The sequence below is a fragment of the Alteromonas sp. ABD4_190 genome (genome assembly GCF_056160105.1).
Genome location: NZ_JBSWWN010000001.1, coordinates 2,524,228 through 2,549,164 on the forward strand (window position 1 = coordinate 2,524,228; position 24,937 = coordinate 2,549,164).

Annotated in this window: 18 protein-coding genes and 1 tRNA gene; 15 read left to right on the forward strand and 4 right to left on the reverse strand. The window is 45.2% G+C overall.

The window, feature by feature from the left end; genetic code table 11:
* Positions 1–88: 88 nt before the first annotated feature.
* Genes pyrC through ACXAFM_RS11150 form a run of 4 tightly spaced genes read left to right on the forward strand, consistent with a single transcriptional unit; the run spans position 89 to position 4,253 of the window.
* On the forward strand, positions 89–1,135 hold the full coding sequence (gene pyrC / locus ACXAFM_RS11135; RefSeq protein WP_474829477.1) for a dihydroorotase: 1,047 nt from the start codon (positions 89–91) through the stop codon (positions 1,133–1,135).
* Between the two features lie 56 nt (positions 1,136–1,191).
* On the forward strand, positions 1,192–2,415 hold the full coding sequence (locus ACXAFM_RS11140) for a substrate-binding periplasmic protein (protein WP_474834617.1): 1,224 nt from the start codon (positions 1,192–1,194) through the stop codon (positions 2,413–2,415).
* Positions 2,415–3,794, forward strand: a complete 1,380-nt coding sequence (gene dbpA / locus ACXAFM_RS11145; RefSeq protein WP_474829480.1) for an ATP-dependent RNA helicase DbpA — start codon at positions 2,415–2,417, stop codon at positions 3,792–3,794. The genes ACXAFM_RS11140 and dbpA overlap by 1 nt, the downstream gene beginning before the upstream one ends.
* 54 nt (positions 3,795–3,848) lie before the next feature.
* Complete coding sequence (locus tag ACXAFM_RS11150; protein ID WP_474829482.1) at positions 3,849–4,253, forward strand: ACT domain-containing protein; 405 nt, start codon at positions 3,849–3,851, stop codon at positions 4,251–4,253.
* Positions 4,254–4,255: 2 nt separating this feature from the next.
* Here the strand turns inward: ACXAFM_RS11150 and ACXAFM_RS11155 are convergent, their stop codons facing one another.
* Together ACXAFM_RS11155 and ACXAFM_RS11160 are read right to left on the reverse strand one after the other, a co-directional pair.
* Complete coding sequence (locus tag ACXAFM_RS11155; protein ID WP_474829484.1) at positions 4,256–4,927, reverse strand: lysoplasmalogenase; 672 nt, start codon at positions 4,925–4,927, stop codon at positions 4,256–4,258.
* A 119-nt stretch (positions 4,928–5,046) separates the two neighbouring features.
* Entirely contained in the window at positions 5,047–7,113 is a 2,067-nt protein-coding gene (locus ACXAFM_RS11160) for a M13 family metallopeptidase (RefSeq protein ID WP_474829486.1), read from the reverse strand.
* Between the two features lie 259 nt (positions 7,114–7,372).
* Between ACXAFM_RS11160 and ACXAFM_RS11165 the strand changes: the two genes are divergently transcribed.
* The 5 genes from ACXAFM_RS11165 to nusG all read left to right on the forward strand — a co-directional run bounded on the left by ACXAFM_RS11165 (position 7,373) and on the right by nusG (position 11,440).
* Positions 7,373–7,999 (forward strand): RraA family protein, encoded by a 627-nt coding sequence (locus ACXAFM_RS11165; RefSeq protein ID WP_474829488.1) that lies wholly within the window; start codon positions 7,373–7,375, stop codon positions 7,997–7,999.
* A gap of 342 nt (positions 8,000–8,341) precedes the next feature.
* Positions 8,342–10,183, forward strand: a complete 1,842-nt coding sequence (locus ACXAFM_RS11170; RefSeq protein ID WP_474829490.1) for an ABC transporter ATP-binding protein — start codon at positions 8,342–8,344, stop codon at positions 10,181–10,183.
* Positions 10,184–10,349: 166 nt separating this feature from the next.
* Positions 10,350–10,426: transfer RNA gene (locus ACXAFM_RS11175), tRNA-Trp, on the forward strand.
* A gap of 80 nt (positions 10,427–10,506) precedes the next feature.
* Positions 10,507–10,884: a preprotein translocase subunit SecE gene (gene secE, locus ACXAFM_RS11180; RefSeq protein WP_020744440.1), complete on the forward strand. Its 378-nt coding sequence runs from the start codon at positions 10,507–10,509 to the stop codon at positions 10,882–10,884.
* A gap of 4 nt (positions 10,885–10,888) precedes the next feature.
* Positions 10,889–11,440: a transcription termination/antitermination protein NusG gene (nusG, locus tag ACXAFM_RS11185; protein ID WP_015068310.1), complete on the forward strand. Its 552-nt coding sequence runs from the start codon at positions 10,889–10,891 to the stop codon at positions 11,438–11,440.
* Between the two features lie 317 nt (positions 11,441–11,757).
* Here nusG and ACXAFM_RS11190 read toward each other — a convergent pair whose 3' ends face one another.
* Both ACXAFM_RS11190 and ACXAFM_RS11195 read right to left on the reverse strand, forming a co-directional pair.
* Positions 11,758–12,714, reverse strand: coding sequence for a GGDEF domain-containing protein (locus tag ACXAFM_RS11190; RefSeq protein WP_474829493.1), 957 nt, complete (start codon positions 12,712–12,714; stop codon positions 11,758–11,760).
* Positions 12,698–13,225: a methanogen output domain 1-containing protein gene (locus ACXAFM_RS11195; RefSeq protein ID WP_474829495.1), complete on the reverse strand. Its 528-nt coding sequence runs from the start codon at positions 13,223–13,225 to the stop codon at positions 12,698–12,700. Before ACXAFM_RS11195 ends, ACXAFM_RS11190 begins: the two co-directional genes overlap by 17 nt.
* A 461-nt stretch (positions 13,226–13,686) precedes the next feature.
* Here ACXAFM_RS11195 and rplK point away from each other — a divergent pair, with 461 nt between their 5' ends.
* The 6 genes from rplK to rpoC all read left to right on the forward strand — a co-directional run bounded on the left by rplK (position 13,687) and on the right by rpoC (position 24,683).
* Positions 13,687–14,115, forward strand: a complete 429-nt coding sequence (gene rplK, locus ACXAFM_RS11200) for a 50S ribosomal protein L11 (protein ID WP_014951043.1) — start codon at positions 13,687–13,689, stop codon at positions 14,113–14,115.
* A gap of 4 nt (positions 14,116–14,119) precedes the next feature.
* Positions 14,120–14,815: a 50S ribosomal protein L1 gene (gene rplA, locus ACXAFM_RS11205; RefSeq protein ID WP_014951042.1), complete on the forward strand. Its 696-nt coding sequence runs from the start codon at positions 14,120–14,122 to the stop codon at positions 14,813–14,815.
* Positions 14,816–15,121: 306 nt separating this feature from the next.
* Positions 15,122–15,640 (forward strand): 50S ribosomal protein L10, encoded by a 519-nt coding sequence (gene rplJ, locus ACXAFM_RS11210; protein ID WP_014951041.1) that lies wholly within the window; start codon positions 15,122–15,124, stop codon positions 15,638–15,640.
* Between the two features lie 57 nt (positions 15,641–15,697).
* Positions 15,698–16,075, forward strand: a complete 378-nt coding sequence (gene rplL, locus ACXAFM_RS11215; protein WP_015068303.1) for a 50S ribosomal protein L7/L12 — start codon at positions 15,698–15,700, stop codon at positions 16,073–16,075.
* A 325-nt stretch (positions 16,076–16,400) separates the two neighbouring features.
* A complete protein-coding gene (rpoB, locus tag ACXAFM_RS11220; RefSeq protein WP_474829498.1) occupies positions 16,401–20,429 on the forward strand; it encodes a DNA-directed RNA polymerase subunit beta in 4,029 nt (1,342 codons plus the stop codon).
* A gap of 81 nt (positions 20,430–20,510) precedes the next feature.
* Positions 20,511–24,683, forward strand: a complete 4,173-nt coding sequence (gene rpoC / locus ACXAFM_RS11225) for a DNA-directed RNA polymerase subunit beta' (RefSeq protein WP_474829500.1) — start codon at positions 20,511–20,513, stop codon at positions 24,681–24,683.
* Positions 24,684–24,937 lie beyond the last annotated feature (254 nt).

A 24,937-nucleotide genomic window follows, 5' to 3' on the forward strand; every position in this document is an offset into this window, starting at 1 on the left:
AGCGAGTTGTTCTGCGCGCAAATTGGGAATTGTGCTATTATTGGGCGCAATTCCCCTCTGTTTGAATAAGTATTAAGAGAGACAAGGCATGCAAACGCTCAATATTACTACGCCAGACGATTGGCATCTTCATTTTCGCGACAACGAAATGCTGGCTGAAACCGTGCCTGCAACTGCGCGTTGTTTCCAACGCGCTATTGTCATGCCAAACCTAGTACCACCAGTAGTTAATGCTGAAATGGCGATGGCGTACAAAGGGCGAATTGAAGCTGCGCGACCTGAAGGCAGTAACTTTGAGCCGTTAATGACTTTATTCCTTACCAACCAAACTACGCCGCAGGATATTATCGATGCAAAGCAAGCAGGCGTAACCGCATGTAAGCTTTACCCAGCAGGTGCGACGACTAACTCAGACGCGGCGGTAAAAGGTATTCAGGCTTTATACCCAGTATTCCAAGCCATGCAAGAGCAGGGTTTGCTTTTGCTAATTCATGGTGAAGTTACCGAGCATCACATTGATATTTTTGACCGTGAAAAAGTATTTATTGATACCCACTTAGGCCCTATTGTTGACGCATTTCCTAGGTTGAAAGTGGTGTTCGAGCACATTACTACAGCAGATGCAGCTAGCTTCGTAGCGGGCGCTAGCGAGTTTGTAGGCGCCACTATTACGCCCCAGCATTTATTGCTTAACCGAAATGATTTACTGGTTGGTGGGGTACGCCCTCACAACTATTGTTTGCCAGTGCTAAAACGCAACACACACCAAAAAGCGTTGCGCGACATGGTGGCAAGTGGCAACAAGAAATTCTTTTTAGGTACTGATTCTGCACCTCATGCTAAGCATAAAAAAGAGAATGCGTGCGGCTGTGCAGGTTGTTACAGCGCATGGTCTGCAATAGAGCTTTATGCAGAAGTGTTTGAGCAGCTAGGCGCAATAGATAAGCTTGAAGGCTTTGCTAGCCATTACGGTGCGGATTTTTATGACTTACCGCGAAATACGACTACAATGACACTAGTGAAAGAGTCGTGGACGGTGCCAGAACAAGTAACCCTAGCTGATGGCACCGATATGGTTCCATTTTTTGCGGGGCAAACGTTGCAGTGGAAATTAGAAAAGGCATTTCAAGCTTAGTATTATATATTAGTGTCTGTTTATGTGCCCTATGGAGCCTTTCTATAAGGGCACAAGTGCTCTCTTACTCCCACGCCCAAGATTTACCCAGCGCCATCACTCCCTCAGACCAACAGAGTATCCAATCTTATTCATTCACAGTGTTTGAAAATGCTTTGTCAAAGAGTGGTATTGATTTAAGGCCTGCTGATAAAGCAACATCTAGCGAATCCCAAATTGTTTTTAACGTGATAAGAAATGAAGATAACGAACATTATTACTACTGGATAACACCGTTATTTGCCTTTAAATGTGGCGGTGATGTTCGTTGTACGCCGAATGCAGGTAGTCAGGAAACAACAATAGCAGTGAGCTACATTGCACTTGCAAAAACTAAAAGCACTGCTGAAACTGCAGAGCGCCTGAGTGAACTAGTGAGCCAATACAAGCACTCAGAAGCGTTTGCTCTGCTTGCTAAAACGATGCTAGGTGAATTGAAGCTAATTTTTCCAGATACGATACTTGCCTTTGGAGCTTTAAGCCTAGTGGGCGAACTGCATACAGATACCGACAACCTTTGGGTAATCGCTGACGTAGTGCCTTTGTTTTCTGAAGTCGGAGAGCGAGGAAGAATTGAAGGTATCGCTGCTGATTTGGTTAGCGATATTTTGGATGAGATGGCACTTGACCAGACGATTCTCTCTGCGCCTTGGAAAAGAATAGCAAAGGAAGCCATGACCAAGTCTAACGTGTTGGTATTTTCTGTAATTCGAACTGATGAAAGAGAAAACGTGTTCCACTGGGTAACGCCGGTTTCAAGAAATCTTCACGGTCTGTACGGTATTGATAAACCCTATTTTCCCTTCTTTGCCGATGTTCCGAAAACCTACAGGGTAGGCACCTTGCTAGAGGACTATCGCTATCAAATCGCAATAGACCACGGCTTTAAAGTGAAAGCTTATGATTCATGGCCAGCGTTAGTGGACGCACTGATTAACAACGAAATTGATACTATTTTCGGTTCTCGGGGAGCAATTGACTTTGGATGTAACCCAAAGCAATTTAAATGTGAGACAATAACACTCTCGAGTAAGTACGACATTTCAGCGGCCTACCTAGCACTGTCAAAAAAAGACACCTGTGTTTTGGCTTTAGAGAAGCTCAAGTTAGCGGCGGCCGGTGTGAAAATGAGTGACAAGTTTAATGAGCAGCTTTCTTCATGGAGTGACATGGTGTCTGAAGAATACGGCATAGCTCATCATACCAAAAATGGTGTAGTTCACCTTTGGAAACCCAATTAATGACAGTTGAAACCGTTAAGCATTTAGATATAAACCCTGCCATCACTAAGGCGCTAGACTCACAAGGCATTTTCCAACTTTCTCCAATACAGGCGCAGTCGCTACCCGAAGCCCTGCAAGGTAAAGATATTATTGGTCAGGCCCAGACCGGCAGTGGTAAAACGCTGTGCTTCGTGATCCCCGCCCTACAGCACATTGAAGTAAACGAGTTTACTACACAAGCCATTATGCTTTGCCCAACCCGTGAGCTTGCCGACCAAGTCGCGCAGCAGTGTCGTACCGCGGCTAAGAATATCGGTAATATCAAAGTAACCACCTTATGCGGTGGGCAGCCTATGGGGCCGCAAATACAGTCGTTAAAGCACAGCCCTCACATTATCGTGGGCACGCCAGGTCGCGTAATGGATCACGTGGAAAAGCGTCGTATTGATTTAAGCAGTGTAAAACTACGCGTGCTTGATGAAGCCGACCGCATGTTAGATATGGGCTTTGAAGACGATTTACGCATTATTTTCGGTCAAACGCCGAAACAAGTACAAACCCTGTTATTTTCTGCAACCTTTACAGAACAAATTGAGCGCGTAGCTAAGCAGTACCTGCACAATCCGGTAACCTGTAAAGTTGAGTCTCAAGACAGTAAACCCGCTATCACACAATTGGGCTACAACGTGCTCCCGCACACACGCACTCAGGCGCTTAAAGCGGTACTTACCCACTACCAACCTAAAAACGCTATTGTATTTTGTAACCGCAAGGTTCAGGTAAATGAAGTGGTTGACGAGCTTATCGAGGATGGTTTTAGCGCAGCTGGGCTTCAGGGGGACTTGGAACAGCATCAGCGTACGTCGGTGCTTATGCAGTTTGCCAGCGATGCGCTACAAGTACTTGTTGCTACCGATGTAGCTGCGCGAGGGCTGGATATTGATGATGTTGCCTGCGTAATTAATTACACGGTAAGTGAAGAGCCGGAAACCCATATTCACCGCATTGGTCGCACGGCACGCGCGGGGGCAAAGGGCATGGCAGTAACGCTAGTGAGCGATGACGAAGAACACTTTTTGCGAAAAATAGAAGTGTTACAAGAAAGTGATATTCCGCTTAAGGGCGCGCAAAGCTTACGTTTTCATAAAAACAAAATTACTCAGCCAGAATTCACCTGTATTTCGTTAAGTGCGGGTAAAAAGGAAAAGCTTCGCCCTGGTGACCTGGTGGGTGCCCTTACCAAAGATGCAGGCATTCCTGGCGATGACTTGGGCAAAATAAAGGTGCAAAACAGTATGAGTTTTGTTGCAGTGAAAACCCGAAGCGTAAAAAAAGCCATGGCGCAATTTAGAGAAGGTAAGATTAAAGGCAAACGTATTAGAGCCAGAAAACTTTAATAGGCGCGCTTCAAGCTTGCTTTAACAAATAAGTTTGATGTTATACGAAGGACGATGAGTGTGGTTGCTGAAACTGACTTAAATGTTTTACTGAAAAATCTGAATCCTGTGGCAAATAGCGAAAATTACGTTTTTACTACTTTGGCTGCTGAGAGATTAACCAGTACGTTGATTAAAGCGGCTAAGGGCATGTTTCAGGAACGCGAGGGCACCACGCTCATTCTTCCGGTTGCCGCCGCCGAGAAAGCTAACTTGCAATTTGAAGGGTATTACCGCTGTATAACCTGTGAAGTGCATTCCAGTTTGGAAGCGGTAGGCATGACAGCCGCTATGTCTACTGCGTTAGGTAAAGCAGGAATTAGCGCCAACGTGGTCGCCGCTTATTACCATGACCATATTTTTGTGCCAGCCGAAAAAGTCGATGTGGCGCTAGACGTTTTAACGTCGTTGTCTAACTAATCCTACCTTGTCTGTTTTCTTAAGAACGCGTTAACAAGGCCAACCGTTAAACAATATTGCGCGGCATAATACGTCGTCATAACCCAAAAGGCTGATAGTGGAAGCGGCGTTTTAAAAACCGACTGGGCGAGAATGGCATCTGAGCCCACAAAAAGCATAGCACCAGTTATAATTAGCTTGGTTCGTCCTAGGCATACCGCGGCTAATCCCATTAGCGTGATAACGCTAATATAGGCGACGACAGGGTAAAATAAGCTTTTCGATGCTGGCAGGATATAAGCGGCCATCAGCGTGGCGAAACTAACGATAATAATACTCACTAGCCACTTAGTTTTGTGCGAAATAACATTGTCGTTGTGTATCCATTGTTGACGGCAATGCAGTGAAGCAAAGCATACGGCGTAGGATAAATGCGCGAGGAAAAAGCACGATAATCCAGTTATAAAACTTTCCTCAAACGGTATAGCCAGACTAATATCTCCAGCCATGCTAAAAAGTAGTGCAGCCAACACGACATATCGCGGCGTACTATTAAGCTTTATAAACGCAAATACCATCAGTACACAGATAGGAAGCGCTTTAGGTAGGAATTGTGCGACATAAGGTGAAAACGGCAGCGTCGCCAAGTAAAGCAACGCTAAGCTGATAAAGACAATAGTTGTTCTTACATTCATAGTTAGCCTTTTTAAACCTGCTCAGTCATACACTTCAACACGAAAAAAAAGCCCCAGTTTGACGAACAAAACATGGGGCTTTAACTGTCGTATTGTCTACGCTTGCATGTGTATGCGAATTACCAAATTTTCACCCGTTCTTCTGGTGGTAAATACAACGCATCTTCTTCGGTAACGTTAAACGCTTCGTAGAATTCAGGCACGTTGCGAACAGCACCGTTAGTGCGGAACTTGGTAGGTGAATGAGTATCGGTTTGTACTTGGCTGCGCAACGCTTCTTCGCGATATTTGCTCGCCCAAACCTGGCCGTAACCAATGAATACACGCTGAACGCCAGTGAAACCATCTAGTTCAGGCGCTTCCTTACCATCAAGAGACAGATGATAAGCTTTAAGTGCGATACTGATGCCGCCAAGGTCGCCGATGTTTTCACCTAGGGTATATTCACCGTTCACGTGCAAGTCAGGCAACACCTCAAACTGATTATACTGTTCAATCAAGTTTGCGGTACGTGCTTCAAATTCGCTGCGATCTTCATCTGTCCACCAGTTTCTAAGTACACCATCGCCATCAAACGTTGAACCTGCATCATCGAACCCGTGTCCAATTTCGTGTCCGATTACTGCACCAATACCACCATAGTTAACCGCGTCTTCGGCGTTCATATCAAAGAACGGAGGCTGAAGGATAGCCGCAGGGAATACAATTTCGTTTAGCGGTGGGTTGTAATAGGCATTAACGGTTTGTGGTGTCATGCCCCATTCATGGGTCCACACTGGGCCGCCTTGTTTCTTCAACATTTCCTCGTATAGCACATCTGAAGAACGCTTTAAATTTCCAAATAGGTCACTGGCATTAACCGTCAGAGCTGAGTAATCTCTCCACTGGTCAGGGTAACCAATTTTCACGGTAAACTTAGACAATTTGTCCAGCGCTTGCGCACGAGTTTCATCTGTCATCCAATCAAGATTTTCAATACTTTCTTTGTAAGCCAACAGCAGGTTGTTAACCATTTCCATCATGCGCTCTTTCGCTTCAGGCGGGAAGTGCTGTTTTACATAGACCTTACCGATAAGTTCACCAACGTGGGCATTTGAAAGACTCACTGCACGACGCCATTGTGGCTGCTGCTCTTCTACGCCGCGAAGCACTTTGCTGTAGAAGTTAAAGTTTGCTTCATCAAGTTCGGCGTTCAGGCGGCCGGCAGACGCATTTAATAAGCCCCATTTAAGAAACGTCTTCCAGTCCTCAAGTGAGGTTTCATCAATAACGCCATCAATGTTTTGCATGTAGTCTTTTTGTAAAATGCCGAGTGAAGGAATGTCGCTAATGTTAGCTTCAGAAAGGTAAGCGTCCCAGTCGAACTTAGGCATTAAGGCTTTGAGCTCTTCAATGGTCAGCTTGTTGTAGTTGGCAGCAAAGTTACGGGCCTGCTCTTTTTTCATGTGCAGTTGAGCAATCTTCGTCTCTAGCGCGAAGAGCATATCTGCGCTTTCTTTAGGCGCCTCGAAGCCCGCTAGCTCAAACATGGTTTGGATATGTTTAACGTAGGCATCACGAATGGTTTGTGACGTCTCATCGTTCTTGAAATAGTACTCGCGCTCAGGAAGCCCCAGTCCCGACTGCCACGTATACATCAAATATTCTTTCGGCGATTTAAGATCTGGATATTGGGTTAGGCTAAATGGTGTGCCATAGCCATAGCGAGCGGCGTATGCGAAGTACTCGGCAAGGTCGGTATAGTCTTCAATTGCATCAATCTTGGTTAGCTCAGGTTTTAGCGGCGTCGTGCCAAGCTCGTTGCGGGTCTCCATGTCCATATAGGCACGGTAGAAATCTCCCACTTTTTGTTCGTCGCTTCCCGCTTTAAAGTCACCTTCGGCAGATGATTTTATAATGTCCATAACGTGATCTTGTGCTTCATCGCTAAGGATCACAAAAGAACCGTAGCTCGATTTATCTGCTGGTATTTCAAAATTATCAAACCATTTGCCGTTTACATAGCGGAAAAAGTCATCACCTGGGTCAACAGACAGGTCCATATTTTCTTTTATTACACCTGAGGAAAGCTGCTGTTGAGTCTCTTCAGTGGCCGAGCTTTGTGTCTGTTGTTCTGTGGACGAATTTTGTGGGCTACAAGCCGTTAAGGCCAGCGCCACGCTTAAGCTTAAAACGCTACGTAACATGTCGAGTTTTTCCTTTTTATTTTATCGGTAGTGGTGACATCTACCGTTAATTTGTTTTTGGCTCGAGGCAATAGCTCTTTCATTTATTTGAAAGGTTAAGAACCTGAATCACCTACTTGTCTTTATTAATCACACATGTTTTTAGCATGGCAGTGCTAACAGAAAAAGTGTTTATAGTGAAAATACACAGCTTGTAACAACTTGGGGCCTCAATTTCGTTATAGTGATTTCTCTCACCAGAAAAAAGACAGGAAAGGCAATGGAATTAGACAATATCCCTTTTGACAGCGTCTCGCCTTGCGAATACGCAGATGCGCTTCCAAGAGACCAGTTTATGGACTACGCCATAAAACCTTTATGGGATGGTATCCCGCGTATAGCTGGCCCAGCTTTCACCGTAAAATGTGCACCAGGAGACCATCTTATGCTCCATGCGGCAATTTATCGCGCAAGCCCTGGTGACATTATTGTCGTAGAGGCCGATGACAAGTTCGCTGTCGCTGGTGGTAATGTGTGTGCAATTGCGCAGGCTCGCGGGATCAAAGGTTTTGTTATTGACGGTGTGATTCGCGATATTGCAGAAACCCGTGACAACAAATTTCCGGTATTTGCCAAGGGCGTTATACCCAAGCCGGGTGCCAAAAAATGCATATCGCCGCTGAATGAACCAGTGAGCTGCGGTGGTGTTGTAGTTAACGCAGGTGACATTATCGTGGCGGATGAGGAGGGCATTGCTGTTATTCCAAAAGCGGATGCATTAACGGCTTTTGATACTGCTAAAAAGCGGGCCGAGAAAGACGGGGCTATGACGTTAGCGCAATGGCAGGCCGAGCACGCCAAAAAAGTGGAGAGTATTCTGACAGAACTCGGATATACAAAAGAGTAGTCTTACCCATTAAACGAACCGTGTTTGTCTATGTCACTGCCAGCGGTTCACGGCATTATCTAATTGGGGCTGGTTGTTCAGTCAAACCACCTAAGAGTTTCTCAATGTTTAGCAGCCATGACCAAGTGTTCTATCGACGGGCGTGGTCATGAGCTTTCTAACACAGTAAAAAAGAAGGAAATCAGCCCTTATTTCTACAAAATATTAACCAACTTTAAGTGAACTTTGCGGTAAAACATGACGCAAAGTTCAACACGCATTTTTATATCGTGTAGAATTGTGACCTAGCATTTTGGGGCATGCGTAAATGTGCTCTGTCACTGAATAATTAACGAGTTTTACATGTTTTCATTTTTTGAAAAGCTTACCCAGCCTTTCCCTGATACGCCACCTACCCAACCACCGCAAGGTATTGTTGCTTTTTGTAAGTATTATACCAAAGGTATGTGGGGCGTAATTCTCACCGTTTCCGTGCTAAGTGCAATTGTTGCCATGCTAGAAGTGGCATTGTTTGGTTTCTTAGGACAGCTAGTCGATTGGTTTTCCGAGCAAAATCGCGAAACATTCTTAGCCGACCAAAAGCTTACACTTATAGGAATGGGAGTTACCGTACTTGTACTAATTCCCCTGTTTATTTTGCTTCGCTCCTTATTTTCCCGTCAGTCGTTGATGGGGAACTACCCAATGCGCATTAGATGGCAGGCGCACCGCTATTTACTGGGTCAAAGCTTAACGTTCTTCCACGATGAATTTGCCGGCCGTGTGGCTACCAAGGTAATGCAGACTGCACTATCGGTAAGAGAAACCGTGACTAAGGTTCTCGATTTGCTGGTGTACATCAGCGTTTATTTTGTCTCTATGGTTGTGCTTATCTTCAGCACAGACTGGCGCTTAGCCATGCCACTTATCGTGTGGTTCTTTGTGTACATTGGTATCTTAAAAGTGCTGGTGCCTAAACTAAAAGAAGTATCGCAAAAACAAGCGGACGCGCGTTCATTAATGACGGGGCGCATTGTTGATAGCTATACCAATATCACAACGGTAAAGCTGTTTTCACATAGCCGCCGTGAAGCGGATTACGCAAAAGAGAGCATGGATGGTTTTCTTAAAACGGTTTACCCGCAAATGCGTTTGGTTACCGTATTGGAGTTTTGTGTGGAAATGGCTAATGCCATTCTCATTTTCACCGTAGGCGCGCTTTCTGTGTATTTGTGGATGGAAAACATCGCGAGCCCCGGTGACATAGCCATTGCGATCAGCTTATGCCTGCGCCTAAACGGTATGTCCCATTGGGTAATGTGGGAAGTATCAGGCTTATTTGAAAACTTGGGCACAGTGCAGGATGGTATGAATACCTTAGCACAGCCGATTGCGGTTAAAGACAAGCCTAAGGCTAACGCCCTTAAAGTAAATGGCGGCGGAATTAACTTCGACAACGTTCACTTTTCTTATGCCGGTGCCGATGATAAACCGATAGATGTTTTTAAAAACCTCGATTTGAACATCAAGCCCGGAGAAAAAGTGGGCTTAGTGGGGCGTTCTGGCGCAGGTAAATCAACATTAGTTAACTTATTAATGCGCTTTTACGATACCCAAAGTGGTCGAATTATCATTGATGGGCAGGATATTACCCAAGTGGGGCAGGAAACCCTACGAGCCAAAATCAGTATGGTAACGCAGGATACTTCACTGATGCACCGCTCGGTACGCGACAACATTTTATACGGGCGTACGGATGCGACAGAAGAGGATATGGTTAGGGCGGCCAAGCAGGCCGAAGCACATGACTTTATTCTGACTCTCACCGATAGTCACGGAAGAACAGGATACGACGCCCATGTAGGCGAGCGGGGTGTGAAACTTTCTGGTGGGCAGCGACAGCGAATTGCGATTGCTCGGGTATTGCTGAAAGATGCGCCTGTACTTGTACTAGACGAAGCGACATCTGCATTGGATTCAGAAGTTGAAGCGGCTATTCAGGCTTGCCTAGACAAAGTAATGGAGGGCAAAACCGTGCTAGCTATTGCACATCGCTTGTCGACGATAGCGCAAATGGACCGGTTGTTGGTGCTCGATAAAGGCAATATTGTAGAGCAGGGCACACATGCCGAACTCATTGCTCATAATGGTATATATGCGAAGCTGTGGGCGCATCAAACCGGTGGTTTCATTGGGGTAGAATAATCTTAGAAAGAAATAATAGGAAGAGCATTTGGGAGCGATAAACCGCTTGTATCTTGAAAGTGGTTAAGTATAATACGCGTCCCTCCCTTGCGATACCGCACTTTCCTAAGAAAAGACGCACAACTCCCAAGGGCAGTGTAAGTAAATTTTGCGACATAGACACCACAGGGGTGTAGTTCGAATTGGTAGAACAGCGGTCTCCAAAACCGATGGTTGGGGGTTCGAGTCCCTCCACCCCTGCCAAATTTACTTAAACGAAGAATTTTAAATTGCGCATCGAATAAGTGCGTAAAACAACGACGCTGTAGTGCTAGGATCGTAACATGAGCGAAAAGACGGAAAATCAGTCCAATGCATTGGACATGTTTAAATGGGTAGTGGTTTTTGCACTGCTTGCCGGTTTAGTAACCGCTAACACAATGTACGGTGAGATCTCGGTACTATACCGTGCCATCGCGATTGTAGTAGTAGTTGGTATAGCTGGTTTCATCGCGGCAACTACCGAAAAAGGTAGTACCTTCTTGAGCTTTGCTAAAGAGTCTCGCACAGAAGTTCGCAAAGTAGTATGGCCAACCCGTCAAGAGGCGAACCAAACTACGCTTATCGTACTTGCAGCGACGTTAGTTATGGCACTAATTTTATGGGGACTAGACGGCATCATCGTTCGTGTAGTTGGCTTTATTACTGGAATAGGAGCATAAACGTATGTCTGAAGAAGAAGCAGTAAAGAAAAGATGGTACGTAGTTCAAGCCTATTCGCAATACGAAGCTCGCGTTAAGAAGACGCTGCTTGAATATATAAAAATGCACAACATGGAAGACTACTTCGGTCAGGTACTAGTACCAACAGAAGAAGTCGTTGAAATGCGTGCAGGTCAAAAGCGCAAATCAGAGCGTAAGTTCTACCCGGGTTATGTATTGGTAGAAATGGCGATGACCGAAGAGTCATGGCACTTAGTGAAAAGCGTTCCTCGCGTATTGGGTTTCATCGGCGGTACATCAGACCGTCCTATGCCAATTACGCAAAAAGAAGCAGACGCTATCCTAAATCGCCTTGAAGAAAATGTTGATAAGCCAAGACCAAAAACATTGTTCGAGCCAGGCGAAGTGGTTCGCGTTACCGACGGTCCATTTGCAGACTTCAACGGTGTGGTAGAAGAAGTCGACTACGAAAAGAGCCGCGTAAAAGTATCGGTACTTATCTTCGGTCGTTCTACACCAGTAGACCTAGAATTTGGTCAGGTAGAGAAAGGCTAAAGCTAACAACGACTTGCAATTTTGAAAAAGCCCCTATTACATAGGGGCTTTTTTATTTGTCGAATAAGTTAATTGAATTTCCTCTTCTACTATATTGCTAGCAAAACAACAAAAATAGGCAGACCGTGTATTGCAGGCGATTGAGAGGTAAGGCGCTGAGTGTTTAGCGAGATGAAAGTGATTAGTCATTCACTAACACAGTTAAAGTTTATTGTTGGCGTGCGGTCTCTTCAGTTAAAACCTATCACTACAGAGCCTGTAGACAGTATGAAACGGCTTCCACTACATCTATAAACATTGGTGATTTATCTTTAGTTTCATGTGTACTTGATAAATTGATCACGCCCGTTGCTCTTTGCTTTGTAAAGTGCCTTATCAGCTTTGGCTATGGCATCTTCAGGCGATAAAGCCTTTGATAGTGAACAGTACCCAGCGCTGGCGGTCATTCTAAGAGTTTCTCTACTGGTTTTAACTACACTTTCTCGTAATTTTTTCATTGCTCTAGAGAGAAACAGTGCTGCTTCATCTTCTGTACAGTTGCTGAGAATGACCATAAACTCTTCTCCCCCCCAGCGGCCTACAATATCGGCAGCACGAGCCTCACCTTCTAGACAAGATGCAAATACCCTCAAAGCTATATCACCAGAGTCATGACCATAAACATCGTTAATTTTTTTGAAATGGTCTATGTCAAAAAGGGCTATTACTGCATCTTCACTACTTCTTTTGGTCGAATGCCATTGATATTCTAGAGATGTGTTTAAAAAACGGCGGTTCTTTAGCCCTGTTAGTTCATCTGTTGTTGCTTTAAGGGAGGCAATACGTGCCTTTCTAGCGTGATTAATTTCAGCCTCTTGCATCTCCCTAAAGCGGGATGTAATTTTAAGTAAATGTTCATCAAGCTGCACAAGCATTGCCGCTGGTAATCCAGACTCTTTATAACGCAGCGCGGATATATAGCCTGGTACGCTTTTTTGAACACCGCAGCTGTCAAGTTCCAACTTCAACTTAACTGGGAATAAACCAGTTCTCTTTGTAGCTATTGTCGCTACTTCTAGAATATTTTCAGTATCGTAGACATTAGATGTGAGGCAAAAAATTTGTTGAATATTGTCTTTGGTAATGATTTTTGGCACTTTATAATAAAGTTGGCGATTGTAATTAAGTATCTCTCCATCCATGGCTGCAATAACAGCAGGCTCAGTAATATTGTCCAGTAAAGAACGAAGACTCACATCATCAACAATCTTGGCGTGGTCAACCGAAATACTCATTAAGTCCTCCGATATCATCGCTGTTTGGCTCTAAATGAATAACTATGTGGCAATGACCATCTCCGTTTGCAATTGTCTTCTTCAATTCAACAGCGGCATACGAGAATTCCGTTGACACAATTTTTCCAAAGACATTCGCCGTCATTGAGCAAAGCGGACGTTTGCCTACTACATTTACACCAAATGGACATTTTGTATTGAGCAAAACAATTTCATTTTTAGAAACCTCAGACACCCGAAACCGTCCCCCTATTCTTCGCTTTAAATCAACTAAAACATGGGCAATAGTATCTAACGTCATGGCGTCATCATTTATCTCAACCTTGTATTTGTTGTACAGCAACTCTCCCAATTTATCTGCAACAATACTGATGAAGCTTTTCGACTCTTCATATCCAATAACGTCCTCTAAAAGCTTTTCAAGCTCTAGCAAGATAGTTTGATGGAATGAACTAGCGTCAATATCGATATTCTTGCATGCTATTCGATTTGCAATATTTTGCTCTGTCATGTCAGCTCCTTAACTTATACTTTAGTTGTAGATCATGGTGGTTAAATAATCAACAATCAGCTGTCGCAGTCCACAGTGTTTAAGTAGTTAAATGAGCTCTTCCTAATACAAAAAATGTGAGAAGAACTTTATTCGTGCTTGGAAAATGCTTTTGCGAAAATATCGTGGGGCAAAGGGGGTATCTCATCATTGTTTAACTCAGTTAGTTTTTCCATTGTTAATTAATCCTTATTTAAATGAATATAGACGCGTTCGCACGACCCGTGTGAAGCTATATAAACTTTGAATCACTTTAGCGATAAAAATACTGACCTTTCGATGGTTTTTTATTCTAAATAGCCCTTGCATAGTAATTAATCACCTTATATAATGCGCGCCCTTTTAAACGGAAACGGGAAGCCGATTGAGCAAATAATCTCTGTATTTGCGAGGCGTTAGACCCAAACAAGAGAGCATGTAAAATGGCTAAAAAAGTAAGCGGTATTATCAAGCTTCAGGTTGCAGCTGGCGCTGCTAACCCAAGTCCACCGGTTGGTCCTGCACTAGGTCAGCACGGTGTAAACATCATGGAATTCTGTAAGGCTTTCAACGCAAAAACTGAAAGTCTTGAGAAAGGCGCTCCAGTACCAGTAGAAATTACTGTATACGAAGATCGCTCTTTCACATTCGAAACTAAGACTCCTCCTGCGTCTTACCTGCTTAAGAAAGCAGCGGGCATCAAGAGTGGTTCTGGCCGTCCTAACACTGAAAAAGTGGGTAAAGTTACTCGCGCTCAGTTGGAAGAGATTGCTAAAACTAAAGAGCCAGACCTTACTGCAGCTGATCTAGATGCAGCGGTACGCACTATCGCGGGTTCTGCTCGCTCAATGGGCTTGAACGTAGAGGATTAATCGAATGGCTAAATTAACTAAACGCGCTCGCCTAATACGCGACAAAGTTGACTCTACTAAAGAGTACGAAATCAACGAAGCAGTAGCGCTTCTTAAAGAACTAGCAACTGCTAAGTTCGCGGAAAGCGTTGACGTATCTGTAAACCTTGGTATCGATGCGAAGAAATCTGACCAAAACGTTCGTGGTGCAACTGTGCTACCTAACGGTACTGGCAAAGACGTTCGCGTTGCAGTATTTACTCAAGGCGCAAATGCTGAAGCAGCGAAAGAAGCTGGTGCAGACATCGTTGGTATGGACGACTTAGCTGAGCAAGTTAAGAAAGGCGAAATGAACTTTGACGTAGTAGTTGCTAGCCCAGACGCGATGCGTGTTGTTGGTCAGCTAGGTCAAATCTTAGGTCCACGTGGCCTTATGCCTAACCCTAAAACTGGCACTGTAACGCCTGACGTTGCAACGGCAGTTAAGAACGCTAAAGCTGGTCAGGTACGCTACCGTAACGATAAGAACGGTATCATCCACGCTAGCATCGGTAAGATTGCGTTCGAAGCGAACCAAATTCAAGAAAACCTTGAGGCGCTACTTGAAGCACTGAAGAAAGCTAAGCCTTCTTCTGCTAAAGGTACATACATCAAGAAGATCAGCCTAAGCACTACAATGGGTGCTGGTGTTGCTCTTGATAAGGCTTCTGTAGGTCTTTAATTTCGCTGAGCTTAGGCTCATCGAAATCTCTTAAAGGTTATGGGTTGGAGCTGTGACAATTAGCAGTGCTAATAAGCAGCTCCCGTCCTAGACCGCAGGTGCGGTGTGGTGAAAGAGGTAAGAGAACTTTCACAGTCAACATACTGCTTAATACAACAACCTGCGCAGACGGTGGTTTGACTCAGACTCTCTGGGGTAACAAACACCGTAGAGCGGTATCAACCATGAGGGTTGGTATCAATCTGTGAACCCTGACGGCGTGAGTAGGTAACTACACACAAAGTCAGATACAAAGAGGTGAACTCAGTGGCACTAGGTTTAGCAGCAAAAAAAGAGATCGTAGCAGAAGTTTCTGAAGTTGCGTCTCGCGCTCTATCCGTAGCCGTTGCTGAATACCGTGGGATGGAAGTTGCAGAACTGACTGACCTACGTGTTAAAGCTCGTGAGCAAGGCGTATACCTAAAGGTTGTACGTAACACTCTTGCAAAGCGTGCTCTAGCAGACAGTCAATTTGCAGACTTAGACAGCGCCTTAACTGGCCCGCTTATCTATGGTTTCTCTATCGACGCACCAGGCGGTGCGGCACGTCTTTTCAAAGACTTCGGTAAGACTAACGATAAGCTTAAAGTTACAGCACTATCTATTGGTAGCGGTCTTCTTGGTCCAGAGAAATTGGACGCAGTTGCAGCACTACCTACCCGCGACGAAGCGCTTGCGAAACTACTTGCAACCTTCAAAGCACCAGTTGGGAAATTCGTTCAAACAATCAACGAAGTTCCTGGCAAGTTTGTGCGCGTATTGGCGGCGGTCAAAGACACCAAGTAATTGGCGTTTTTGGCATATTGATTTTTTTAACATTTTATACCCAGGAGTTTAGAGAACATGGCTCTAACTAAAGAAGATATCTTAAACGCAATCGCTGAAATGCCGGTAATGGAACTGGTAGAACTAATTGAAGCGGCTGAAGAGAAATTCAACGTATCTGCTGCAGCTGCTGTTGCTGTTGCTGGTCCAGCTGCTGGCGGCGACGCTGCTGCTGCAGAAGAAAAGACTGAATTCGACGTTGTAATGACATCATTCGGTGGCAACAAAGTTGCAGTTATCAAAGCAGTTCGCGGCGCGACTGGCCTAGGTCTTAAAGAAGCTAAAGAAGTAGTTGAGTCTGCTCCTAAAGCTATCAAAGAAGGCGTAAGCAAAGATGAAGCTGAAGCACTTAAGAAAGAGCTTGAAGAAGCTGGTGCAGAAGTAGAAATCAAGTAATCTGACCTAGTCAGATTATTGCCTGAGACGGCAAGGCTGGTGGTTTTTTGAACCACCAGCCTTTTTGCGCTGTATAGTGTGTAGAAACTAACCCTTGGTTACACTACTTTAAGCGCTATTCGGAAATACCCATAAAAAGCATAAAAATCCAACAAGTTAACTAATAATTGGTTAAATTTTGTTGTATGCTGGTGTATCTGCCCGAAAAAGGGTTGTGGAAGTTTGTTGCTTAGTGCGCCATTTGAAACGCAGCTTTTAGCCCATAGCACGCGTTTTAAAGCATTTTGCAGCAGGTTGGGTCATAAATCAGCAGGCTGAGGAACCCATGGTTTACTCTTATAGCGAAAAGAAACGTATCCGTAAGGATTTTGGCAAACGCCCACAGGTACTGGAAATTCCATACCTTCTTTCAATTCAGCTTGATTCTTTCAAAAAGTTTATTGAGACCGATCCGGAAGCTCAATACGGTTTGGAAGCAGCATTTCGTTCCGTTTTTCCAATTAAAAGCTACTCAGGTAGTTCAGAGCTTCAATATGTAAGCTACCGCCTGGGAGAGCCAGTTTTCGACGTTAAAGAATGTCAAATTCGTGGCGTAACTTTCTCTGCTCCGTTAAGAGTAAAACTACGGTTAGTGTTGTTCGATAAAGACGCTGCCCCAGGTACCGTAAAAGATATTAAAGAACAAGAAGTGTACATGGGCGAGATCCCGTTGATGACTGAGAACGGTACGTTCGTTATCAATGGTACTGAGCGTGTTATCGTGTCACAGCTACACCGTTCACCTGGTGTATTCTTTGATCACGACAAAGGTAAAACCCACTCGTCAGGTAAAGTGCTTTATAACGCACGTGTAATTCCTTACCGTGGTTCGTGGTTAGACTTCGAGTTTGACCCGAAAGATAACCTATTTGTACGTATTGACCGTCGTCGTAAATTGCCTGCAACTATTATTTTGCGCGCACTTGAAATGACGTCTGAAGAAATCCTTGATACTTTCTTCGACAAAGTTGGCATACGTATCAATAAAGACAAGTTGATGATGGAAGTGGTTCCAGATCGCCTTCGTGGTGAAACTGCTGCATTTGACATCATTGACGGTGAAGGCAACGTTGTTGTTGAAACGGGTCGTCGTATCTCAGCACGTCATACTCGTGCACTAGAGAAAGCCGGTCTTACTGAGCTAGAAGTTCCAGCTGATTACCTAATTGGCCGCGTATACGCTGCTACCTACGTAAACGAAGATACTGGCGAAGTTATTGTAAGTGCGAACGAAGAACTTACTCTTGAAAACCTAGCGGCGCTAAGCCAAGCGGGTATCAAAGAGTTCGAAACGCTTTACATCAACGAACTTGACCACGGTTCATATATTTCAGATACACTTCGTATCGACTCTTCAACTAACCGCCTAGAAGCGCTAGTTGAAATTTATCGTATGATGCGCCCTGGTGAGCCACCAACAAAAGACGCAGCTGAAACCTTGTTCGATAACTTGTTCTTCTCTGACGAACGTTACGACCTATCTTCTGTTGGCCGCATGAAGTTCAACCGCCGTCTCGGTCGTGAAGAACTTATTGGTTCAGGCACGCTAGATAAAGAAGACATTATTTCTGTAATGAAGCAGCTAATAATGATTCGTGACGGTAAAGACGAAGTAGATGATATCGATCACCTAGGTAACCGTCGTATCCGTTCTGTTGGTGAAATGGCAGAGAACCAATTCCGCGTTGGTCTTGTACGTGTAGAACGTGCAGTTAAAGAGCGCCTAAGCTTAGGCGATCTAGACAACGTAATGCCACAGGACCTAATTAACGCTAAGCCTATCTCGGCTGCGGTTAAAGAGTTCTTCGGTTCATCTCAGCTTTCTCAGTTCATGGACCAAAACAACCCGCTATCAGAAGTAACGCACAAGCGTCGTATTTCTGCATTAGGCCCGGGTGGTCTTACACGTGAACGTGCAGGCTTCGAAGTTCGAGACGTACACCCGACTCACTATGGTCGTCTATGTCCAATCGAAACGCCGGAAGGCCCGAACATCGGTCTTATTAACTCATTGGCAAGCTTCGCGCGTACCAATGACTTCGGTTTCCTTGAAACACCTTTCCGTCGCATTGTTGACGGTGTGGTAACAGACGAAATCGATTACTTATCTGCAATTGAAGAAGGTCAATTCGCAATCGCTCAGGCTAACATTGCGCTGACAGAGAATGGCGAGTTGGTAGACGACCTAATTCCATGTCGTCACCGCGGTGAAACTACTTTGATGCCAACTGAAGACATCAAATACATGGACGTTTCACCACAGCAAATCGTTTCAATTGCTGCGAGCATTATTCCATTCCTAGAGCACGATGACGCAAACCGTGCACTTATGGGTGCGAACATGCAACGTCAGGCAGTACCTACACTACGCGCTGATAAGCCGCTAGTTGGTACCGGTATGGAAAGAACTATCGCGGTTGACTCAGGTGTTACTGTAGTTGCTAAGCGCGGTGGTGTGGTTGACTATGTTGATGCCAGCCGTATCGTAATTAAAGTAGACGAAGATGAAATGCTTCCTGGTGAAGCGGGTATCGATATCTACAACCTGACTAAATACACGCGTTCTAACCAGAACACTTGTATCAATCAGAAGCCTACCTGTAGTGTTGGCGACCCGATTGTTACTGGCGACGTGCTAGCTGACGGTCCTTCAACAGACCTAGGTGACCTTGCACTTGGTCAGAACATGCGTATCGCGTTCATGCCGTGGAATGGTTACAACTTCGAGGATTCAATCCTTATTTCTGAGCGTGTAGCACAGGAAGACCGATTCACTACAATCCACATTCAAGAGCTTAGCTGTATCGCTCGTGATACTAAGCTTGGGCCAGAAGAAATTTCTTCTGATATCCCGAACGTGGGTGAATCTGCACTAAGCAAGCTTGATGAATCAGGTGTTGTTTACATTGGTGCGGAAGTGAAAGGCGGTGACATCCTAGTAGGTAAAGTAACGCCTAAAGGTGAAACTCAGCTTACGCCAGAAGAGAAACTACTACGTGCAATCTTCGGTGAAAAAGCGTCTGACGTTAAAGATACGTCGCTACGTGTACCTAACTCTGTTCATGGTACGGTAATTGACGTTCAAGTATTTACCCGTGATGGTGTAGAGAAAGACAAGCGCGCGCTAGAAATCGAAGACATGCAGTTACGTCAGGTTAAGAAAGACCTTACTGATGAGTTCGAAATTCTTGCTGACGGCATCTTTGCCCGTGCACAAACTGCACTTCTGCGTGCTGGTGTTGACCAAGCTAAGCTTGACAGCCTACCGCGTGAAAAGTGGTTTGAAATTGCACTTAACAGCGAAGATGCACAGCTAGAACTAGACCAAATCGCTGATCAACACGCTGAAATTAAAGCGGACTTCGATAAGAAGTTTGAAACTAAGCGTCGTAAGATCACACAAGGTGATGACCTAGCGCCTGGCGTACTTAAGATTGTTAAGGTTTACCTTGCGGTTAAGCGTCACATCCAACCGGGTGACAAGATGGCCGGACGTCACGGTAACAAAGGTGTTATCTCGACTATCCAGCCTGTAGAAGACATGCCATACGATGCTAACGGTACGCCGGTAGATATCGTTCTTAACCCACTAGGTGTACCGTCTCGTATGAACATCGGTCAGATCCTAGAAACTCACTTGGGTATGGCTGCGCACGGTCTTGGTGTGAAGATTGATCGCATGATTAAAGAGCAGCGTGAGCTAGCTGAACTGCGTGAGTTCTTGAAGAAGGTGTACGAGCTTGGTGAGAATCACCAAGAAGTTGACATCGATAGCTTTACAGACCACGAAGTACGTCGTCTAGCTGAAAACCTTCGTAAGGGTGTTCCAGTAGCAACGCCTGTATTCGACGGTGCTCGTGAATCTGAAATCAAAGAAATGCTGAAGCTTGCTGATATTCCAGAAAGCGGTCAGATTTCATTGTTCGACGGTCGTACCGGTCGCGAGTTTGAGCGTCCAGTTACGGTTGGTTACATGTACATGCTGAAACTGAACCACTTAGTAGACGACAAGATGCACGCGCGTTCTACTGGTTCTTACAGCCTTGTTACACAGCAGCCTCTTGGTGGTAAAGCACAGTTCGGTGGTCAGCGCTTCGGTGAGATGGAAGTGTGGGCACTTGAAGCATACGGTGCAGCATATACCCTTCAGGAAATGCTTACTGTTAAGTCAGATGACGTTAACGGCCGTACCAAGATGTACAAGAACATCGTCGATGGCGACCACAGAATGGAGCCTGGCATGCCAGAGTCATTCAACGTACTACTTAAAGAAATTCGCTCGTTGGGTATCAACATCGAGCTTGAAGAAAAGTAATACGGCAATCGCCGCGTAATGTTATGAGATGGCCCGGTGCTTGCGCCGGGCTCTAGAGACTGACTCCGCTGGGAGAGTAATGTGAAAGACTTATTAAAGTTTCTAAAGCAACAAAACAAGACTGAAGAATTCGATAATATTCGAATCGGTCTGTCTTCACCTGACATGATTCGTTCATGGTCATTTGGTGAAGTTAAAAAGCCTGAAACAATCAACTACCGTACGTTCAAGCCTGAGCGTGACGGTTTGTTCTGTGCGCGTATCTTTGGTCCGGTTAAAGACTATGAGTGTCTTTGCGGTAAGTACAAGCGCCTTAAGCACCGTGGTGTTATCTGTGAGAAGTGTGGCGTTGAAGTTACACTGACTAAAGTACGTCGTGAGCGTATGGGTCACATCGAGCTAGCTAGCCCGGTTGCACACATCTGGTTCCTTAAATCACTACCGTCTCGTATCGGCCTTATGCTTGATATGACACTTCGTGATATTGAACGTGTACTTTACTTTGAATCATACGTGGTAACAGAGCCAGGTATGACGACGCTTGAGCGCAGCCAACTTCTTAACGAAGAAGAGTACTTGGATGCACTTGAAGAGCACGGTGACGAGTTTGAAGCGAAGATGGGTGCTGAAGCAGTATTCGACCTTCTAACGGTTCTAGACGTAGACGCAGATGTTGCGGCTATGCGTGAAGAACTGCCTTCAATCAACTCTGAAACTAAGCGTAAGAAGATTACTAAGCGTCTTAAGTTACTTGAGTCATTCCAACAGTCTGGTAATAAGCCTGAGTGGATGATCATGACGGTTCTTCCGGTACTTCCACCAGATCTACGTCCTCTAGTACCACTAGATGGCGGCCGTTTTGCAACGTCTGACCTTAACGACCTATACCGTCGTGTAATCAACCGTAACAACCGTCTTAAGCGTCTTCTAGACCTAGCTGCTCCAGACATTATCGTACGCAACGAAAAGCGTATGCTTCAAGAGTCTGTAGATGCGCTTCTAGATAACGGACGTCGTGGTCGTGCGATTACCGGTTCTAACAAGCGTCCACTTAAGTCGCTTGCAGACATGATCAAAGGTAAGCAAGGTCGTTTCCGTCAAAACCTTCTTGGTAAGCGTGTTGACTACTCAGGCCGTTCTGTAATTACCGTTGGTCCAACGCTACGTCTTCACCAGTGTGGTCTTCCTAAGAAGATGGCACTTGAGCTATTCAAGCCGTTTATCTACGGTAAGCTTGAAGGTCGTGGTCTTGCAACAACAATCAAAGCAGCTAAAAAGCTAGTAGAGCGCGAAGCACCAGAGGTTTGGGACGTACTAGACGACGTTATCCGCGAACACCCGGTACTACTTAACCGTGCACCTACACTTCACCGTTTGGGTATCCAAGCATTCGAACCTACACTAATCGAAGGTAAAGCGATTCAGCTTCACCCGCTAGTGTGTGCGGCGTACAACGCCGACTTCGATGGTGACCAAATGGCGGTACACGTACCGTTGACAATCGAAGCACAGCTAGAAGCACGTGCACTTATGATGTCAACGAACAACATCCTGTCACCAGCGAACGGTGAGCCAATCATCGTACCTTCACAGGACGTTGTATTAGGTCTTTATTACCTAACGCGTGACAAAGTAAACGGCTTAGGCGAAGGCATGGTATTTACCAGCCCGAATGAAGCAGAAAAAGCATACCGTACAGGTAATGCTGAGCTTCACTCTCGCGTTAAAGTACGTATTACTGAATATGACATCGATGAAGATGGCAACAAAACTGAGAAAGTAACCCTAACTGACACTACTGTTGGTCGTGCGATTTTCTCATTGATCCTTCCAAAGGGTCTGCCATTTGAAATCATCAACCAAGCGATGGGCAAGAAGCAAATTTCAAAACTATTGAATGCTTGTTACCGTACGCTAGGTCTGAAAGACACAGTAATTGCTGCTGACCAAATCATGTATACCGGTTTCCACTACGCGATGATCGCGGGTGCGTCTGTTGGTATCGACGATATGGTTATCCCTGCTGCTAAGAAAGACATCATCGACGCAGCAGAAGCAGAAGTTATTGAAATTCAGGAACAGTTCCAAAACGGTCTTGTTACCGCGGGTGAGCGTTACAACAAAGTTATCGATATCTGGTCAAATGCCAACGAAAAAGTTGCTAAGGCCATGATGGATAACCTTAAGACTGACATCGTAATTAACCGCGATGGCGAAGAAGAAGAGCAATCATCATTTAACTCTGTTTACATGATGGCCGACTCGGGTGCTCGTGGTAGTGCCGCTCAGATTCGTCAGCTAGCAGGTATGCGTGGTCTGATGGCTAAGCCAGATGGCTCAATCATCGAAACACCAATTACGGCGAACTTCCGTGAAGGTCTGAACGTACTACAGTACTTCATCTCAACTCACGGTGCTCGTAAAGGTCTAGCGGATACCGCACTTAAGACAGCTAACTCGGGTTACCTAACACGTCGTCTAGTAGACGTTGCACAAGACTTGGTAATTACAAACGACGACTGTGGCACATTCGAAGGTGTTCAAATGACACCACTAATCGAAGGTGGTGACGTTGTTGAGCCGCTACGCGAGCGTGTACTAGGTCGTGTGGTAGCAGAAGACGTACTTAAGCCAGGTACTGACGAAGTACTAGTTGAGCGTAATGTTCTTCTAGACGAAGCGTTAGTAGACATGCTTGAAGCTAACTCTGTTGACCAAATCATGGTTCGCTCGGTAATCACTTGTGACAACGACTTCGGTGTTTGTGCTAAGTGTTACGGACGTGACCTTGCACGTGGTCACATGGTGGGTAGCGGTGAATCGGTTGGTGTTATTGCAGCACAGTCAATCGGTGAGCCAGGTACACAGCTTACCATGCGTACGTTCCACATCGGTGGTGCGGCATCACGAGCATCTGCTGAGAACAGCGTACAAGTTAAGACGGCGGGTAGCCTTAAGCTACACAACGCGAAATTCGTACGTAACTCTGACGGCAAAGTGGTTATTGTTTCTCGTTCAACAGAACTTACTGTTATCGACGAGCAAGGCCGTGAGAAAGAGCGTTATAAAGTACCTTACGGTGCTGTACTTAGCGTGGATGACGGCGCAACGATTGCAGCTGGCGACATTGTTGCTAACTGGGACCCGCATAGTCACCCAATCATCACTGAACGTGCAGCTAAGATTAGCTTTGCAGACATTGATGACTCTAACACCGAAATGCAGCAAGACGAGCTTACTGGTCTAACACGTATCGTTGTTAAAGACCTTGCGAAAGTTAACGCGAAAGAGCCTAAGCTAATTCTTGAAAGCGACGAGTTCGGTCTTCAAGAAATTCGTCTTCCAAGCTTCACCACAATCGAAGCGAAAGAAGGCAAAGTGGCTAACGAAGGTGACGTGTTAGCACGTATTCCGCAGGAAAGCTCGAAGACTCGTGATATCACCGGTGGTCTACCGCGCGTAGCGGACCTATTTGAAGCACGTAAGCCTAAAGAGCCTGCAATTCTTGCAGAAATCTCAGGTACTATCGGCTTTGGTAAAGAGACCAAAGGTAAGAAGCGTCTTGTAATCACACCGGCTGAAGGTGACGCGTACGAAGAGATGATTCCTAAGTGGCGTCAGCTTAACGTGTTCGAAGGTGAGAAAGTGGAAAAAGGCGAAGTTATCGCCGATGGTCCAGAGTCTCCACACGATATCCTACGTTTACGTGGCATTTCAGCAGTAGCAAACTACATCGTGAACGAAGTTCAGGAAGTTTACCGTCTACAGGGTGTTAAGATTAACGATAAGCACATCGAAGTAGTTATCCGCCAGATGCTACGTAAGTGTATTATCACTAATCCAGGCGATACGCAGTTCCTTGAAGGTGAACAGGTTGAAGTATCGAACGTTAAAGTGGCTAACCGTGAAATTGAAAAACACGGTAAGATCCCAGCGCAGTACGAAACACAGCTGCTTGGTATCACTAAAGCGTCACTGTCTACTGAGTCATTTATCTCAGCGGCATCGTTCCAAGAAACAACACGTGTTCTAACTGAAGCTGCGGTTCAAGGTAAAGAAGATGACCTACGCGGTCTGAAAGAAAACGTAATCGTTGGTCGTCTAATTCCAGCGGGTACCGGTTTCGCTTACCATGAACGCCGTGCACAAAAACGCAAAGAGCAAATCGAAGAAATGTCAGTATCTGCTGCTGAAGCAGAACAGGCACTAACCGAAGCGCTTAATGCAGGTGCAGACGAAGATACTGCCGAATAAGGCATGATCATAGGAGTACGTTAACGTACTCCTAACAATTTGGCAGTGAAGTTGTACAGATTGCAGATAAATTAACTGCTTAAGCTTTGTACACCTTGACAGTCAGAGCGATGATCTTTAATATTCCGCGACCCGATTTTGGATAGCCATCAAATGGCTCGATAAACGGTCGCGGTTTTTCGTATCAGCGCTCAGTGAATATTGACGAGCACAATGTTCACAAACAAGCGCGATTAAACAATTAATCGCATTAA

Bases quoted from the DNA above. Each gene is read 5' to 3' on its own strand.
- rpoB (WP_474829498.1), top strand. From the start codon at position 16,401: ATGGTTTACTCTTATAGCGAAAAGAAACGTATCCGTAAGGATTTTGGC.
- rplK (WP_014951043.1), top strand. From the start codon at position 13,687: ATGGCTAAAAAAGTAAGCGGTATTATCAAGCTTCAGGTTGCAGCTGGC.
- ACXAFM_RS11165 (WP_474829488.1), top strand. From the start codon at position 7,373: ATGGAATTAGACAATATCCCTTTTGACAGCGTCTCGCCTTGCGAATAC.
- secE (WP_020744440.1), top strand. From the start codon at position 10,507: ATGAGCGAAAAGACGGAAAATCAGTCCAATGCATTGGACATGTTTAAA.
- rplL (WP_015068303.1), top strand. From the start codon at position 15,698: ATGGCTCTAACTAAAGAAGATATCTTAAACGCAATCGCTGAAATGCCG.
- dbpA (WP_474829480.1), top strand. From the start codon at position 2,415: ATGACAGTTGAAACCGTTAAGCATTTAGATATAAACCCTGCCATCACT.
- ACXAFM_RS11170 (WP_474829490.1), top strand. From the start codon at position 8,342: ATGTTTTCATTTTTTGAAAAGCTTACCCAGCCTTTCCCTGATACGCCA.
- ACXAFM_RS11155 (WP_474829484.1), bottom strand. From the start codon at position 4,927: ATGAATGTAAGAACAACTATTGTCTTTATCAGCTTAGCGTTGCTTTAC.
- nusG (WP_015068310.1), top strand. From the start codon at position 10,889: ATGTCTGAAGAAGAAGCAGTAAAGAAAAGATGGTACGTAGTTCAAGCC.
- ACXAFM_RS11150 (WP_474829482.1), top strand. From the start codon at position 3,849: ATGAGTGTGGTTGCTGAAACTGACTTAAATGTTTTACTGAAAAATCTG.
- ACXAFM_RS11195 (WP_474829495.1), bottom strand. From the start codon at position 13,225: ATGACAGAGCAAAATATTGCAAATCGAATAGCATGCAAGAATATCGAT.
- pyrC (WP_474829477.1), top strand. From the start codon at position 89: ATGCAAACGCTCAATATTACTACGCCAGACGATTGGCATCTTCATTTT.
- rplA (WP_014951042.1), top strand. From the start codon at position 14,120: ATGGCTAAATTAACTAAACGCGCTCGCCTAATACGCGACAAAGTTGAC.
- ACXAFM_RS11160 (WP_474829486.1), bottom strand. From the start codon at position 7,113: ATGTTACGTAGCGTTTTAAGCTTAAGCGTGGCGCTGGCCTTAACGGCT.
- ACXAFM_RS11190 (WP_474829493.1), bottom strand. From the start codon at position 12,714: ATGAGTATTTCGGTTGACCACGCCAAGATTGTTGATGATGTGAGTCTT.